Consider the following 13,637-nt stretch of genomic DNA (forward strand, 5'->3'; position numbering starts at 1 on the left):
GCAGGCAACGCCCCATGCGGCGGACGGCCTGCAGGCTGCCCCGCACGAATGGGTGCCGATCCCCGATATCCATCGACAAGACGGCCGTGCTTGCCCCCTTTACGGGTTGCGGCAGCCGGCACAGGCCAATAGCCCTGCCCGCAGCAGCTTGAATCCAACGCGCCTAAAGGCGGATAATGCGCTATCGCGTCGGGCTGCCTGCTTTGGAAACCTACATCCTCATCATTATTTCCACGGTGTTCGTGAACAACATCGTGATGGCCAAGATTCTCGGTCTGTGCCCGTTCATGGGCGTATCGAAAAAGCTGGAAGCGGCGATCGGCATGGGGCTGGCGACGGCCTTCGTGCTGACGCTGGCGTCCGGGGCGAGCTATCTCGTCAACGAATACCTGCTCGGCCCCGAATTGTTCTACCTGCGCACGCTGTCGTTCATCGTGGTGATCGCCGGGATCGTGCAGTTCACCGAGATGTTCATCCACAAATCCAGCCCGGTGCTGTACCAGGTGCTGGGGATCTACCTGCCGCTCATCACCACCAACTGCGCAGTGCTGGGGATTCCGCTGCTCAACGCGCAGGAGCAGCACGGCTTCGTCGAGTCGCTGTTTTTCGGCGCCGGCGGAGCGCTCGGCTTCACCTTGGTGCTGGTCCTGTTTGCCGGCATCCGCGAACGGATGGAGACCTGTGACGTCCCTTCGCCGTTCAAGGGCACCAGCATTGCAATGATCACCGCAGGCTTGATGTCGCTGGCATTCATGGGCTTCTCCGGGCTGGTCAAGTAATGCTTGCCGCCATTCTGGTGATGGCCGGCATCGCGGTGGCGATCGGGCTGGCGCTCGGCTGGTCGGCCATCCGCTTCAAGGTGGAAGGCAACCCGCTGGCGGAAAAGATCGACGCCATCCTGCCGCAGACGCAGTGCGGGCAGTGCGGATTTCTCGGCTGCCGGCCCTATGCCGAGGCGATCGCCAAGGGCGAGGCGGATATCAACCTGTGCCCGCCGGGCGGCGAGGAGGGGGTGAAGAAACTGGCCGACCTGCTCGGCGTGGAACCCAAGCCGCTCGACGAAACCCATGGCGCACCCAAGCCCAAGTCGGTGGCCTTCATCGACGAGCAGACCTGCATCGGCTGCACCCTGTGCATCCAGGCCTGTCCGGTCGACGCCATTTCCGGCGCCGCCAAGCAGATGCACACCATCATTGCGGCCGAGTGCACCGGCTGCGAGCTGTGCCTGCCGCCGTGCCCGGTCGACTGCATCACCATGGTGCCGATCGCCGAAGATCTGCCGCACTGGAAGTGGAAGCATCCGGTGGTGATGCTGAAGCAGGTTTCCGGAGACCGCAGCGCATGAGCCGCGAACTCTTCAAATTCAAGGGCGGCGTGCATCCGCCCGAGCACAAGGCGGAGTCGAACGCACGGCCGGTCCGCGCCGCGCCGCTGCCGAAGAAACTGGTCATTCCGCTGCGCCAGCACATCGGCAGCCCGGCCAAACCGCTGGTCAGCGTGGGCGACCGGGTGCTGAAGGGCCAGATGATCGGGGAAGCCGACGGCACCATCTCGGCGGCGGTGCATGCCTCCAGCTCGGGCATCGTCACCGCCGTCGACCTGCAGCCGGTACCGCATGTCTCCGGCCTGCCCGACCTGTGCATCAGCATCGAAACCGACGGCCGCGACGAGTGGATGGAACATGGTCCGCTCGATTACCGGGCGCTGGCGCCGGCCGACCTGCGCATACGGCTGCGCGACCTGGGGCTGGCCGGCCTCGGCGGCGCGGTGTTCCCCAGCGCGGTCAAGCTCGACCCCGGCGCGACGCAGCACTGCCCCACCCTCATCATCAACGGCGGCGAATGCGAGCCGTGGATCACCTGCGACGATGTGCTGATGCGCAGCCGTGCCGACGAGATCCTGCAGGGCGTGGCGATCATGCGCCACCTGCTGGGCAGCACGGAAATCCTCGTCGGCATCGAGGACAACAAGCCGGAAGCCGTCGCCGCGATGCAGGCCGCCGCGGCCCGGATGGATTTTGCGGTGGAAATCGTGGTCGTGCCGGCGCGCTACCCCGGCGGCGGCGCCAAGCAGATGATCCAGGTGCTCACCGGCAGGGAGGTCCCGTCCGGCAAGCTGTCCACCGACATCGGCATCCAGGTGTTCAACGTCGGCACCGCCTATGCGCTGGCACGCGCGGTGCACCATGGCGAACCGCTGATCTCGCGGCTGGTCACCGTCACCGGCCACGTGCTGCGGCCGCAGAACTTCGAGGTGCTGATCGGCACGCCAATGCATGTGCTGATCGCCCTGGCGGGTGAGCGCGACGGCACCACCGGCGTGCTGATGGGCGGGCCGATGATGGGCATGCCGATGCCCAATCTCGATGTGCCGGTGGTCAAGGCGACCAACTGCATCCTGGTGCAGTCGGCCGAGCTGTTCCCGCCGCTGCCCAAGGCTTTGCCGTGCATCCGCTGCACCCGCTGCGCCGACGCCTGCCCGGCGGAACTGCAGCCGCAGGAACTGTTCCGCTTCGCCAAGGCGGGCGACTTCGGCCGCGCGCAGGAATACCATCTGTTCGACTGCATCGAGTGCGGCTGCTGCAGCTACGTCTGCCCCAGCCACATTCCGCTGGTCGACTTTTACCGCTACGCCAAGAGCGAAATCTGGACCCGCGAAAAGGACAAGCGTGCCGCCGACCTCGCACGCGAACGCCACGAGTTCCGCCAGTTCCGGCAGGAGCGCGAGAAAAAGGAAAAAGCCGAGAAGCTTGCCGCCAAGGCCCAGGCCGCGCGAGCGCAAGCTGCGCTGGATCAAACGCAGCGCGCCGAACTTGCCGCCGCGCCCGCCGCCGGCGCCGCCGCTCCCAGCGAAGCCGATGCCAAGAAAGCGCTGATCGCCGCCGCGCTCGCCCGCGCGCAGGCAAAAAAAGCCGGGGCGGCGCCGAAGAACACCGATCACCTGTCGCCCGGCACCCAGCGCGAAATCGAGGAAATCGAGGCGCGCAGGGCTAAAATCCGCGAGCTGGCGCGCCAGCCGCTGGAACCCGACGAGAAACCCTAAGGCGTCACGGAAGAAAACGCATCATGCCCTCCCCTTTCATTATCGATCGCAGCAGCGTCACCCAGGTCATGGCCTGGGTGCTGGCCGCGTTGCTGCCCGGCATTGCGGTGTACGTCTGGGCGTTCGGGCCGGGCATCCTCGTCACCCTGGCGCTCGCCACCGTCACCGCGCTGGCTGCCGAGGCGGCGATGCTGAAAGCGCGCGGCTATCCGGCCAAGCCTTTCCTCACCGACCTGTCGGCGATCGTCACCGCCTGGCTGCTGGCGCTCTCGCTGCCTTCGCTGGCGCCGTGGTGGCTGATCGTCACCGGCACGCTGTTCGCCATCGTGGTCGCCAAGCACCTGTACGGCGGCCTCGGGCAGAACATCTTCAATCCGGCGATGGTCGGCTACGCGGTGCTGATCGTGTCGTTCCCGGTGCAGATGACGCAGTGGGCGGGTCCGCTCGAACTGACCGCGACGCCGCTTACCCTGGCGCAGAGCGCAAGCGTGATCTTCGGCGGCGAGGTGCCGAAGGCCACGCTCGACGCCGTCACCATGGCGACGCCGCTGGACTCGCTGCGCACCGGCCTGCTGCAGCAGCACACCGTCGACGAAATCATGACGCAGCCGATTTTCGGCCACTACGGCGGCATCGGTTTCGAGTGGCTGGCGGCGGCGTTCCTGCTCGGCGGCCTCCTGCTGTGGGCCTTGCGCATCATCGGCTGGCAGGTGCCGCTGGCCTTCCTCGCCGGCATCTGGCTCACCGCCGGCTTCCTGCACTTCTTCGACCCCGGCCGCTTCGGCGCACCGTGGTTCCATCTGTTCGCGCCGTCGGTGATGCTCGGCGCCTTCTTCATCGCCACCGACCCGGTATCCGGCGCCACGACGCCGCGCGGCAAGCTGATCTTCGGCTTCGGCGCGGGTTTTCTCACCATCGTCATCCGCACCTGGGGCGGCTATCCCGACGGCGTCGCGTTTGCCATCCTGCTGATGAACCTGTGCGTGCCGCTGATCGATCAATACACCCAGCCGCGCATTTATGGCGGTGCGAAAAACACCAAGGCGCCACCCGCATGACGCCGCAAATCCGGGCGGCCCTGCGTAACGCACTGCGCACCGGCCTCATCCTGTTCGTGTTTTCGCTGATCGGCACCGCGATACTGGCGTTCACCCATGACCGCACCGAGCCGACCATCGCCCGCAGCCAGCAGGCGGAGAAACTCGCGCTCATCAGCCAGGTATTGCCCGCCGCCCAGTACGACAACGATCTGCTGGCGAGCCAGCAAAGCGCGCCGGCGGACGTGCTGCTCGGCACCCGCAAGCCTTCGGCGATCTGGATCGCCCGTCGTGGCGGCGCAGTCAGCGGCGTGGTGCTGGAAGCCGTCGCACCGGACGGCTACAGCGGCGACATCGCCCTGCTGGTCGGCATCGACATCGACGGCAACGTGACCGGCGTGCGCGTCACCGCGCACCGCGAAACACCGGGACTGGGCGATTACATCGACCGCGCCAAAAGCGCTTGGATCGACCAGTTTGCCGGCAAATCGCTGACCGCCCCGCCGCCCAGGCACTGGAAAGTGGCGAAGGACGGCGGCGTCTTCGATGCCCGCGCCGGCGCCACCATCACCCCGCGCGCCGTGGTCAAGGCGGTCAAAGGCGCGCTAGACTATTTTGCGCGCCACCGCGCCGCACTGGTGGCCACGCCCGAGCCAGGAGCCCAGCCATGATCACCGCAACAGAATTCCGCAGCCTGTTTCACAACGGCCTCATCAAGCAAAACACCGGGCTGGTGCAGCTGCTCGGCCTGTGCCCGCTGCTGGCGATCAGCAACAACGTCATCAACGCGCTGTCGCTGGGGCTGGCGACCGTGCTGGTGATGGCCGCCTCCAGCGGGGCGGTGTCGGGCGTGCGCCATTTCGTGCCGAACGAAATCCGCATTCCCGTGTTCGTGCTCATCATCGCCGCGCTGGTCACGGTGATCGATCTGGCGATGAATGCCTTCGTGCATCCGTTGTACCTGGTGCTGGGGATCTTCATTCCGCTGATCACCACCAACTGCATCGTGCTGGCGCGCGCCGACGCGTTTGCCGCCAAGAATCACCCGCTGCACAGCGTGATCGACGCGATTGCGATGGGTCTGGGCCTGACGCTGGTGCTGGTGGTGCTGGGCGCGATCCGCGAACTCGCCGGGCAGGGAACGCTGCTGTCCGGTATCGACCTGGTGTTCGGCGAGGAGGCCAAAGAATTCGTGCTGCACCTGCTGCCCGGTTACCAGGGCTTTCTGCTGGCGATCCTGCCGCCCGGCGCCTTCATCGCGCTGGGGCTGCTGATCGCCGCGAACAACTGGAACAAGGCGCGCGCCGAACGGCGCGCCCGCGCGGCCGTGCCGCTTGCGGCATGAAACCGCCGCTGAAAAAGCGCGTTCCCAAGCCGCGCAATCCCTATGTCGCGCTGGCGATCCAGCGCCGTGCCGGCGCACATGAAAAACCGGCCGGCGCCAAGCGGCAAGCCGAAAAACAGGCATTGAAAAAGTCGCTCGATACGCAGTGACGCGCCGCATGCCAAGCCCGCCATGAATCCAGCCAAACGCCGCGAAATCTTCAGCCGCCTGCGCGCAGCCAATCCCCATCCCGCCACCGAGCTTGAATACGCTACGCCATTCGAACTGCTGGTGGCGGTGGTGCTCTCGGCGCAGGCCACCGACAAAGGGGTGAACCTGGCGACGCGCAGGCTGTTTCCGGTGGCCAACACCCCCGCAGCCATCTACGCGCTGGGCGAGGCGGGCCTGGCGGACTACATCAGGACCATCGGCCTCTACAAGAGCAAGGCCCGGCATCTCATTGCCGCCTGCCGGATGCTGGTCGAGCTGCACGGCAGCCGGGTTCCCGCCGACCGCGCCGCGCTCGAAGCGCTGCCCGGCGTGGGGCGCAAAACCGCCAACGTGATTCTGAACACCGCTTTCGGCCAGCCGACCATGGCGGTCGACACCCACATCTTCCGCGTCGCCAACCGCACCGGCCTGGCTCCCGGCAAGACCGTGCTGGAGGTGGAAAAAAAGCTGCTCAAGACCATCCCCGCCGAATTCCGCATCGACGCCCACCACTGGCTGATCCTGCACGGCCGCTACGTGTGCCAGGCCAGAAAGCCGAAATGCCCCGCATGTCTCATTGCGGATCTGTGCGAGTACAAGGACAAGCTTGTTTAATCCCAGCCGCGACCAGGTGCGCCAGTTCTTCTTCGACGTGTGGGCGAAATACCGCGCCGGGCAGCCGCTGGCAGGCGCAGAGCAGCCGGCGCTCGACGCCGTGCTGGCGCACCCCGAATACCACGCCATGCTCGATCGGCCCGAGCGCCATAAAGAGCGCGACTACCTGCCCGAGTCCGGCGAAACCAACCCCTTTCTGCATCTATCCATGCACCTGGCGATCGCCGAGCAGCTCTCGGTCGACCAGCCGCCGGGGATCCGCGACCGCTACCAGCGCCTGCTCAGCCGGCATGGCGACGCCATGGCCGCCCAGCACGACGTTATGGATTGCCTCGCGGAAATGATCTGGCAGGTACAGCGCTACCAGACGGCATTCGATTCGGCGGCGTATTTGCGCTGCCTGGATCAAAAGCTCGGCGTCGCCTGACGGCCGCCCGCCAGCGCCCGGATTTCGCACAGCGGGCTTCATTTTGTCGAAATCCTGTCGATAACACTGCTGAAAATATGACAGCGGCGCCCCGGAAAGCCTCGCTGCATGCTGGCCACCCCGACACGGCCATCGATAGTCCGGCACCCATTCAGCCTGAAGATGCCGCCACACGGGTGGCAGCCGCAGTGCATTCAGGCCGGGATTTGCCGATCCGCAACGGCATTCATACGCTTTACCGAAAACAGGTTGATTGATGACACAGGTTGAACAGCTCAAAATCAGCGGCCAGCTGCCCAGTCCACGCGGGGTTGCGCTGGCCGTGCTTGAGTTATCCCGGCGCGAGAACGCGACCCTGAGCGAAATTGCCCGGGTGGTGCAGACCGACCCCGCGCTGTCCGGACGGCTGATCAAGCTGGCGAACGCCGCTTCGCACGGCGCGCGCCCGGTGGTATCGGTACAGGAAGCCGTGGTGCGCCAGGGCATGGCGACGGTACGCCAGCTTGCACTGGGGTTTTCGCTGCTGGACCAGTATCGCGCCGGCGCATGCGAAGCCTTCGACTACCAGGGATACTGGGCGCACTCGCTGCTGATGGGCCTGACCATGCAGGCGCTGGGCACGCGGATGCCGGTAGCCGCAGCCGACGAACTGTTCGTCTGCGGCTTGCTGGCCCAGGTGGGGCAACTGGCGCTGGCAACCGCCTACCCCGACGACTACAACGCGGTCCTGACGGCGCATCATGCCGATCCCGCGCAGCCAATCATTGCCCAGGAACGCGCCCGCCTGGAAACCGACCATAGCGAACTGGGCATCGTGATGCTGACCGACTGGGGCATCCCCCGGGTCTTCACCGAGCCGCTCGCCCATTACGAGAACCCGGATCGCCCCTGTTTTCCCCACGACTCGCGGACCAGCAGCCTGACGCAGATGCTGCGGCTGTCGCATCTGCTCGCCAATCTTGGACTGGCGAATGCCGCCGAGCGCCCGAAACTGGCGCGGGAATGGATGGCGCTGGCGGCCGAACTCGACATCCCGCAGACCGCTGCCGGGAGCTTCATCGACGACGTGATCGCCAGCTGGCATGACTGGGGCGCGCTGCTGAAGATTCCGACGACGATACTGCCGCCCTTTGCCGAAATCAGCCACGGCCACGCGGAGGCGACGGAAGACGGGGCGCCGCTGCGCATCGTGGTGGCAGACGGCAATGCCTTCAGCCGCCGCAAAACCATGGCGCTGCTGGTCGAAGACAGCGGCCACATCGTCTACCCGGCGGACAACGGCAACACGGCCCTGGCGCTGGCGATGGAAGTGCTCCCGCATGTCATCATCGCGCACTACAACCTGCCGCAACTCGACGGCCCGGAATTGTGCCAGGCCTTGCGCGCGACCGAAGACGGCCGCCGCATGCATATTCTGCTGATGGCCGACGATCACGGCGAAGCGCAGCTGGCGCGCGCCTACGAAGTCGACGCGGATGGCTATGTGCCCAGCACCATCAGCGCCAAGGGGCTGCGCACGCGGCTCAACGCCGCGCAGCGCCTGGTGCGATTGCAAAACGCCTGGGAAAAGGACCGCGCGCAACTGCGCCAGATCGCCGCCGAGCTGGCCGTGGCCAACCGGCGGCTGGCGAATGCCGCGCTGACCGACCTGCTGACCGGGCTGCCCAACCGCCGTTCGGCGATGGATCAGCTCGAACAGGCGTGGAGCGCCGCTTCGCGCTCCGGTGCACCGCTTGCCGTGATGGTGATCGATATCGACCACTTCAAGCACATCAACGACACCTATGGCCACGCCGCGGGCGACGCCGTCCTGCGCGAGGCGGCCGACACCCTGCGCATGTCGGCACGCCGGGGGGACAGCGTCTGCCGCATCGGCGGCGAGGAATTCCTGGTCATTTGCCCCGACACCGACCTCAAGGCCGCGCTGCAGTCGGCCGAGCGCTTGCGCGCCACCCTGGAAGCGAAAAGAATCACCATCGGACAGACGGAAAAAACCATCACCGCCAGCATCGGCGTGGCTGCCCGGGAAGCCGGCACCGCGGATATCGATTCCTTGGTCAGCACCGCCGACCAGGCGCTCTATGCGGCCAAGAAGGCCGGGCGCAACCGGACCTGCACCCGCCAGCATCCCGCGTCCCGTTGACGCGGCAAGCAGGCCGCGGCGCGGGGACAGCGGCCACGAACCGGTGACCCGGCTGCAAACCGCGCCCGGCTCGCCGCTTACAGTGCGCGCGAAACCCTTTGCACCGTATCGTCCTCCGGGTGCGGCTCGCTATGGAAGCCCAGGCCTGCCGCCAGTTTCAGCATCGGGCGGTTGGTTTTCAGCACCTCGCCCTCCATCATCTTCAGGCCCATGCCGCGCGCCACGTCCATCAGCACATCCATGAGCTTGTGGCCGATCCCCTGCTTCTGCCACGCGTCGTCGACCACCAGGGCGAATTCGCAGGACTCGCCGTCCGGATTGATGGCATAGCGCGCCACCCCCAGTTCCACCTCCCTGCCGTCGATTTCCGCCAGCGCCAGCAGCGCCATCTCCCGCGTGTAGTCGATCTGGGTGAGGCGCGCCAGCATGGCGGGGGACAGCTCGCTTACCGCGTCCATGAAGCGGAAATACTTGGTTTCCTCGGACAGGCTGCGCACGAAGCTCTGCGTCAGCTCGGCATCTTCCGGGCGAATCGGGCGAATCACGACGTCGTTGCCGCTGGGCAACTGCCAATGCGTCAGCAGATGCGCCGGGTAAGGGTGGATCGCCATGTGGCCGTAGCGGTCGGCCGTCGGCACGCGAGGTGCGATGACGATGCGGGCATCCAGCGCCAGCGCGCCGCGTTCGTCCACCAGCAGCGGATTGATGTCCAGCTCGGCCAGCCAGGGCAATTCGCAGACCATTTCCGACAGCCGCAACAGCACGTTCTCCAGCGCGTCCATGTCGACCGGCGGACGGTTGCGGAACGCGCCCAGCAGGGTGGCGACGCGGGTGCGCCGGATCAGGTCGTGCGCCAGATAACGGTTCAGCGGCGGCAGCGTCACCGCGCGATCCTGCAGGGCTTCGACGTCGACGCCGCCGGCGCCGAACACGATCACCGGCCCCAGCACCGGGTCCGAGGTCATGCCGAGCAACACTTCGCGGGCGTGCGGGCGCATCACCATGGGCTCGATGACGATGCCGTCCAGGGTAGCGTCGGGGCGCAGACGCTTCACATCGGCCAGCATCTCGCCGAAGGCGGAACGCACCGCCTGGCCGCTGGACAAGCCCAGCCGCACGCCGTTGACGTCGGACTTGTGGGTGATGTCCGGCGAATTGATTTTCATCACCACCGGGAAGCCGATCTGCTGCGCCATCAGCATGGCCTCCATGGGACTGCGCGCGATCAGCGTCGGTGCGATCGGGATGCGGAAAGCCGCCAGCAGCGCCTTCGACTCCACTTCGTTGAGCAGATGCCGGCCTTGCGCCAGCGCGCTTTCGACGATCAGGCGGGCGCCTTCCGCATCCGGTTCGGTCTGCTGCGACAACGGTCCCGGCGTCTGCATCAGCTGGCGCTGGTTCTCGTAGAAGGCGGAGAGGAAGGAGAACACCTCGACCGCCGGTTCCGGCGTGGTGAAGTACGGAATGCCGGCCTGCTTGAACAGGCGCCGTCCCGCATGCACCTGCGCCTCGCCCATCCAGCAGGTCAGCACCGGCTTGTGCGAGGTCTTCGCCACCGCCACCACCGCCTCGGCCACCTCGGTCGGCCGGGTCATCGCCTGCGGCGTCAGCATCACCAGCACGCCGTCGACGTTGTCGTCGGCGAGGCAGGCGTCCACCGCCGCGCGGTAACGCCCGGCGGCGGCGTCGCCGATGATGTCGAGCGGATTGCCGTGCGACCAGTTGGCCGGCAGCACGGCGTCGAGCGCATCGAGCGTCGCCGGCGACAGCTCCGCCATGCGCACCCCCAGGTCCACCGCGAGATCGGTCGCCATGACGCCGGGGCCGCCGCCGTTGGTGACGATGGCGAGGCGGTTGCCGCTGGGCCGGATGTGGGTGGACAGCGCGCGCGCCGAGGCGAACAGCTGCAGGATGGTGTTGACCCGCACCACCCCGGCGCGCCGCACCAGGGCGTCGAACACCGCGTCCGATCCCACCAGCGCGCCGGTGTGCGACTGCGCCGCCTTGGCCCCCGTCGCGTGGCGCCCCACCTTGACCATGACGACGGGCTTGACGCGGGCCGTCGCCCGCAGCGCGCTCATGAAACGGCGCGCGTCGCGGATGCCTTCGATGTAGAGCAGGATGCCGCGGGTCTGGGTGTCGTAGGCGAGGTAGTCGAGGATTTCGCCGAAATCCAGGTCGGCCGACGCGCCGGTGGAGATCACGCTGGAAAAGCCGATGCCGTTGGTTTCCGCCCAGTCCATCATCGCGGTGCAGATCGCGCCGGACTGCGACACCAGCGCGAGATCGCCGGTCAGGGTGGCGCCCTGGCTGAAGGTGGCATTCAGCCCGATGGCCGGCCGCTGGATGCCCAGGCAGTTGGGGCCGATGAAGCGGATGCCGTATTGCTTCGCCGCGCTGATCACGGCCGCTTCCAGCGCCGCGCCCTGTTCCCCCACCTCGCGGAAACCGGCTGACAGCACGACGGCATGGCGGATGCCGCGCTGTCCGCATTGCGCCATGATCGGCGCGACGGTCGGCGCGGGGGTGGCGATCAGCGCCAGCTCGGGCACCGCCGGCAATTCGCCGGCGCTGGCATAGCAGCGTTCGCCGAACACCGTGGCGTGCTTCGGATTGACCGCATAGACCGCGCCGCTGTAGCCGGATTTGCGCAGGTTCCGGAACAGGGTTCCGGCGACCGAATCCTCGCGTTCGCTGGCACCGAAGACCGCAACCGAGCGGGCGTTGAACAGGGGATGCAGATAGTGTTGGGGCATGGCTTGGTTGAGGACTGCGTGCGGCGGCGCGCCGATCGGACCGGGGACGCCCTATCCTAGGCCATCCCCTGTTACAGCGCCATCCCGCCGGGCGTATAGTTGAGCCCTTCTGCCCCTGGGCCGCGTCATGCACACCGCCTACATCACCCACCCTGAATGCCTCAAGCACGACATGGGCAGCTGGCACCCGGAAAGCCCGCTGCGCCTGCGCGCCATCGATGACCGGCTGCATGCCGCCCACCTGTTCGATTACCTGCTCCACCGCGAAGCCCCGCTGGTGCACCGCAGCCAGCTGCTCAGGGTGCATGACGCCGCCTATATCGATTCCATCGAGGCCGCCTCGCCCTACGAAGGCTTCCACGCGCTCGATCCCGACACCGGCATGAACCCGCACAGCCTGGACGCCGCCTACCATGCGGCCGGCGGCGCGGTGATGGCGGTCGACCTGGTGATGCGCGCCGAAGTGGCCAACGCCTTCGTCGCCTGCCGTCCGCCCGGACACCACGCCACCCGCAGCCAGGCCATGGGGTTTTGCATCTTCAACAACGTCGCCGTGGCAGCCGCGCATGCCCTGGCAGCACACGCCCTGGAACGGGTCGCCATCGTCGATTTCGACGTCCATCACGGCAACGGCACCGAGGACATCTTCAGGAACGATCCGCGCGCGATGCTGTGCTCCACCTTCCAGCATCCCTTCTACCCGTTCTGCGGCACCGACAGCGCCAGCGGACACATCGTCAATGTGCCGCTGCCCGCCGGCACCGCCGGCCCCGCCTACCGCGAAGCCTTCAGCACGCAAATCATGCCGCGCCTGGAAGCCTTCCGGCCGCAGCTGCTGTTTTTCTCCGCCGGCTTCGACGCCCACCGCGAGGACGACATGGCACAGTTCGGCCTGGTGGAAGCGGATTATGTCTGGATCACCGAGCAGGCGATGGGCGTGGCTGCGCGCCACGCCGAAGGACGCATCGTCTCGGTGCTGGAAGGCGGCTACGACCTCAGTTCCCTGGGGCGCAGCGCGGCGGTGCACATCAAGACCCTGGCGGGTTTATGAAGCGCTGCGCCGGCCGGATCGGCCGCGCCCGCCATCTTTCCGCCCCTGAATCAATACTTCAGGGTCAGTCCCTGCTGTTTGGAGAAATACATCGCCAGATCGAGCATGTCGGTATCGGAGAGGTTTTTCGCCTGGCCGGCCATGATGGGATTCTTGCGCTTGCCGGAGCGGTAATCCTTGAGCGCCTGGTAGAGATAATCGCGGTGCTGGCCCGCCAGTTTGGGAAAGGATGCCACGGTACTGACCCCGTCCGCACCGTGGCAGGCAGCGCAGCTGGCCGACTTGGCCTTGCCGGCCTCGTAGTTGCCCTTGGCATGCGCCGCCGGGGAAGCGCCCAGTGCAATCACGGCGAGGATGAAGCATGTCTTTTTCATGGGGCCTCCTCAGTTGGCAGCGCCGCTGTACGACGACGCGTAATACGCCGCGAGATCGTCCATGTCCCGCTCGGACAGGCTGCCCGCGATGGCCGTCATGCTGGGGTGGCTGCGTTCGCCGCTTTTATAGGCTTTGAGTGCCGCCACGATATAATCGGCGTGCTGCCCGCCGAGCTTGGGAACGCTGTATACGCTGGGATAGGCGGTACGCCAGCCGGCAATGCCATGACAACCGGCGCACATCGAGGTTTTAAGCTGTCCGGCCCGGGGGTCGCCCGCTGCCTGGGCCGGCACGGCCAACAGCAGCAGCGCGGATGCACACAACGTCATCGTGGTGAATTTCATCTTCCCCTCGCTCTCTCTGGTTGAGTTGTCGTTGCGCCCCTGTCCGACACGGGATTTGCGACTGATTATAGGTTGCCCGCAACAGGAAGCCATGCAAAAACTCCTTTGCTACAAATAGTTATAGTCTTATCCGCCAATATGCTTCTGGAGTCTGCGTGATCGATCTCAAAGCCTGTCCGCTCTGGCTTTACCGCCTGCTGCCCTTCCTGCGCTGGTGGCCCAACGTCACCCCGCAGACCTTCAAGGCCGATACCGTCGCGGCATTCACCGGCGCACTCATTGTGCTGCCGCAGGCGGTGGCGTTCGCCACCAT

Annotated in this window: 14 protein-coding genes; 11 read left to right on the plus strand and 3 right to left on the minus strand. The window is 66.5% G+C overall.

Annotated elements, in window-relative coordinates:
* The first annotated feature begins 203 nt into the window (after positions 1-203).
* The 10 genes from rsxA to BGO62_RS03080 all read left to right on the plus strand — a co-directional run bounded on the left by rsxA (position 204) and on the right by BGO62_RS03080 (position 8,798).
* On the plus strand, positions 204-779 hold the full coding sequence (rsxA, locus tag BGO62_RS03035; RefSeq protein ID WP_296639200.1) for an electron transport complex subunit RsxA: 576 nt from the start codon (positions 204-206) through the stop codon (positions 777-779).
* Positions 779-1,345, plus strand: a complete 567-nt coding sequence (rsxB, locus tag BGO62_RS03040; RefSeq protein ID WP_296639175.1) for an electron transport complex subunit RsxB — start codon at positions 779-781, stop codon at positions 1,343-1,345. Before rsxA ends, rsxB begins: the two co-directional genes overlap by 1 nt.
* On the plus strand, positions 1,342-3,042 hold the full coding sequence (gene rsxC, locus BGO62_RS03045) for an electron transport complex subunit RsxC (protein ID WP_296639177.1): 1,701 nt from the start codon (positions 1,342-1,344) through the stop codon (positions 3,040-3,042). Before rsxB ends, rsxC begins: the two co-directional genes overlap by 4 nt.
* Before the next feature lie 23 nt (positions 3,043-3,065).
* Complete coding sequence (rsxD, locus tag BGO62_RS03050; protein ID WP_296639180.1) at positions 3,066-4,100, plus strand: electron transport complex subunit RsxD; 1,035 nt, start codon at positions 3,066-3,068, stop codon at positions 4,098-4,100.
* Positions 4,097-4,750 carry an electron transport complex subunit RsxG gene (gene rsxG / locus BGO62_RS03055; protein ID WP_296639182.1) on the plus strand — a complete coding sequence of 218 codons (654 nt, stop codon included), beginning with the start codon at positions 4,097-4,099 and terminating at the stop codon, positions 4,748-4,750. Before rsxD ends, rsxG begins: the two co-directional genes overlap by 4 nt.
* A complete protein-coding gene (locus BGO62_RS03060; RefSeq protein ID WP_296639183.1) occupies positions 4,747-5,424 on the plus strand; it encodes an electron transport complex subunit E in 678 nt (225 codons plus the stop codon). The genes rsxG and BGO62_RS03060 overlap by 4 nt, the downstream gene beginning before the upstream one ends.
* Positions 5,421-5,573, plus strand: a complete 153-nt coding sequence (locus tag BGO62_RS03065; RefSeq protein ID WP_296639185.1) for a hypothetical protein — start codon at positions 5,421-5,423, stop codon at positions 5,571-5,573. Before BGO62_RS03060 ends, BGO62_RS03065 begins: the two co-directional genes overlap by 4 nt.
* Positions 5,574-5,595: 22 nt before the next feature.
* The gene (nth, locus tag BGO62_RS03070; RefSeq protein ID WP_296639186.1) at positions 5,596-6,228 is read left to right on the plus strand and encodes an endonuclease III; all 633 of its coding nucleotides are present in this window, start codon (positions 5,596-5,598) and stop codon (positions 6,226-6,228) included.
* Positions 6,221-6,655 (plus strand): DUF1841 family protein, encoded by a 435-nt coding sequence (locus tag BGO62_RS03075; protein ID WP_296639188.1) that lies wholly within the window; start codon positions 6,221-6,223, stop codon positions 6,653-6,655. Before nth ends, BGO62_RS03075 begins: the two co-directional genes overlap by 8 nt.
* Before the next feature lie 256 nt (positions 6,656-6,911).
* Positions 6,912-8,798, plus strand: a complete 1,887-nt coding sequence (locus BGO62_RS03080) for a diguanylate cyclase (RefSeq protein ID WP_296639190.1) — start codon at positions 6,912-6,914, stop codon at positions 8,796-8,798.
* A gap of 77 nt (positions 8,799-8,875) precedes the next feature.
* On the opposite strand, the gene BGO62_RS03085 is transcribed toward BGO62_RS03080, so the two are convergent.
* Positions 8,876-11,554 (minus strand): bifunctional acetate--CoA ligase family protein/GNAT family N-acetyltransferase, encoded by a 2,679-nt coding sequence (locus BGO62_RS03085; protein WP_296639192.1) that lies wholly within the window; start codon positions 11,552-11,554, stop codon positions 8,876-8,878.
* Between the two features lie 127 nt (positions 11,555-11,681).
* On the opposite strand from BGO62_RS03085, the gene BGO62_RS03090 reads away from it, so the two are divergent.
* The gene (locus tag BGO62_RS03090) at positions 11,682-12,605 is read left to right on the plus strand and encodes a histone deacetylase family protein (RefSeq protein ID WP_296639195.1); all 924 of its coding nucleotides are present in this window, start codon (positions 11,682-11,684) and stop codon (positions 12,603-12,605) included.
* 50 nt (positions 12,606-12,655) lie between these two features.
* Here the strand turns inward: BGO62_RS03090 and BGO62_RS03095 are convergent, their stop codons facing one another.
* Entirely contained in the window at positions 12,656-12,979 is a 324-nt protein-coding gene (locus BGO62_RS03095) for a cytochrome c (protein WP_296639197.1), read from the minus strand.
* Between the two features lie 9 nt (positions 12,980-12,988).
* Positions 12,989-13,324: a cytochrome c gene (locus tag BGO62_RS03100; protein WP_296639199.1), complete on the minus strand. Its 336-nt coding sequence runs from the start codon at positions 13,322-13,324 to the stop codon at positions 12,989-12,991.
* Positions 13,325-13,637 lie beyond the last annotated feature (313 nt).

It is taken from the genome of Thiobacillus sp. 65-1402, from assembly GCF_001897685.1.
Classification (GTDB): Bacteria; Pseudomonadota; Gammaproteobacteria; order Burkholderiales; family Thiobacillaceae; genus Thiobacillus.

Coding starts and splice junctions, on each gene's coding strand:
- BGO62_RS03080 (WP_296639190.1), top strand. CDS start 6,912: ATGACACAGGTTGAACAGCTCAAAATCAGCGGCCAGCTGCCCAGTCCA.
- BGO62_RS03065 (WP_296639185.1), top strand. CDS start 5,421: ATGAAACCGCCGCTGAAAAAGCGCGTTCCCAAGCCGCGCAATCCCTAT.
- BGO62_RS03095 (WP_296639197.1), bottom strand. CDS start 12,979: ATGAAAAAGACATGCTTCATCCTCGCCGTGATTGCACTGGGCGCTTCC.
- BGO62_RS03100 (WP_296639199.1), bottom strand. CDS start 13,324: ATGAAATTCACCACGATGACGTTGTGTGCATCCGCGCTGCTGCTGTTG.
- BGO62_RS03085 (WP_296639192.1), bottom strand. CDS start 11,554: ATGCCCCAACACTATCTGCATCCCCTGTTCAACGCCCGCTCGGTTGCG.
- nth (WP_296639186.1), top strand. CDS start 5,596: ATGAATCCAGCCAAACGCCGCGAAATCTTCAGCCGCCTGCGCGCAGCC.
- rsxG (WP_296639182.1), top strand. CDS start 4,097: ATGACGCCGCAAATCCGGGCGGCCCTGCGTAACGCACTGCGCACCGGC.
- BGO62_RS03060 (WP_296639183.1), top strand. CDS start 4,747: ATGATCACCGCAACAGAATTCCGCAGCCTGTTTCACAACGGCCTCATC.
- rsxB (WP_296639175.1), top strand. CDS start 779: ATGCTTGCCGCCATTCTGGTGATGGCCGGCATCGCGGTGGCGATCGGG.
- rsxC (WP_296639177.1), top strand. CDS start 1,342: ATGAGCCGCGAACTCTTCAAATTCAAGGGCGGCGTGCATCCGCCCGAG.
- BGO62_RS03090 (WP_296639195.1), top strand. CDS start 11,682: ATGCACACCGCCTACATCACCCACCCTGAATGCCTCAAGCACGACATG.
- rsxD (WP_296639180.1), top strand. CDS start 3,066: ATGCCCTCCCCTTTCATTATCGATCGCAGCAGCGTCACCCAGGTCATG.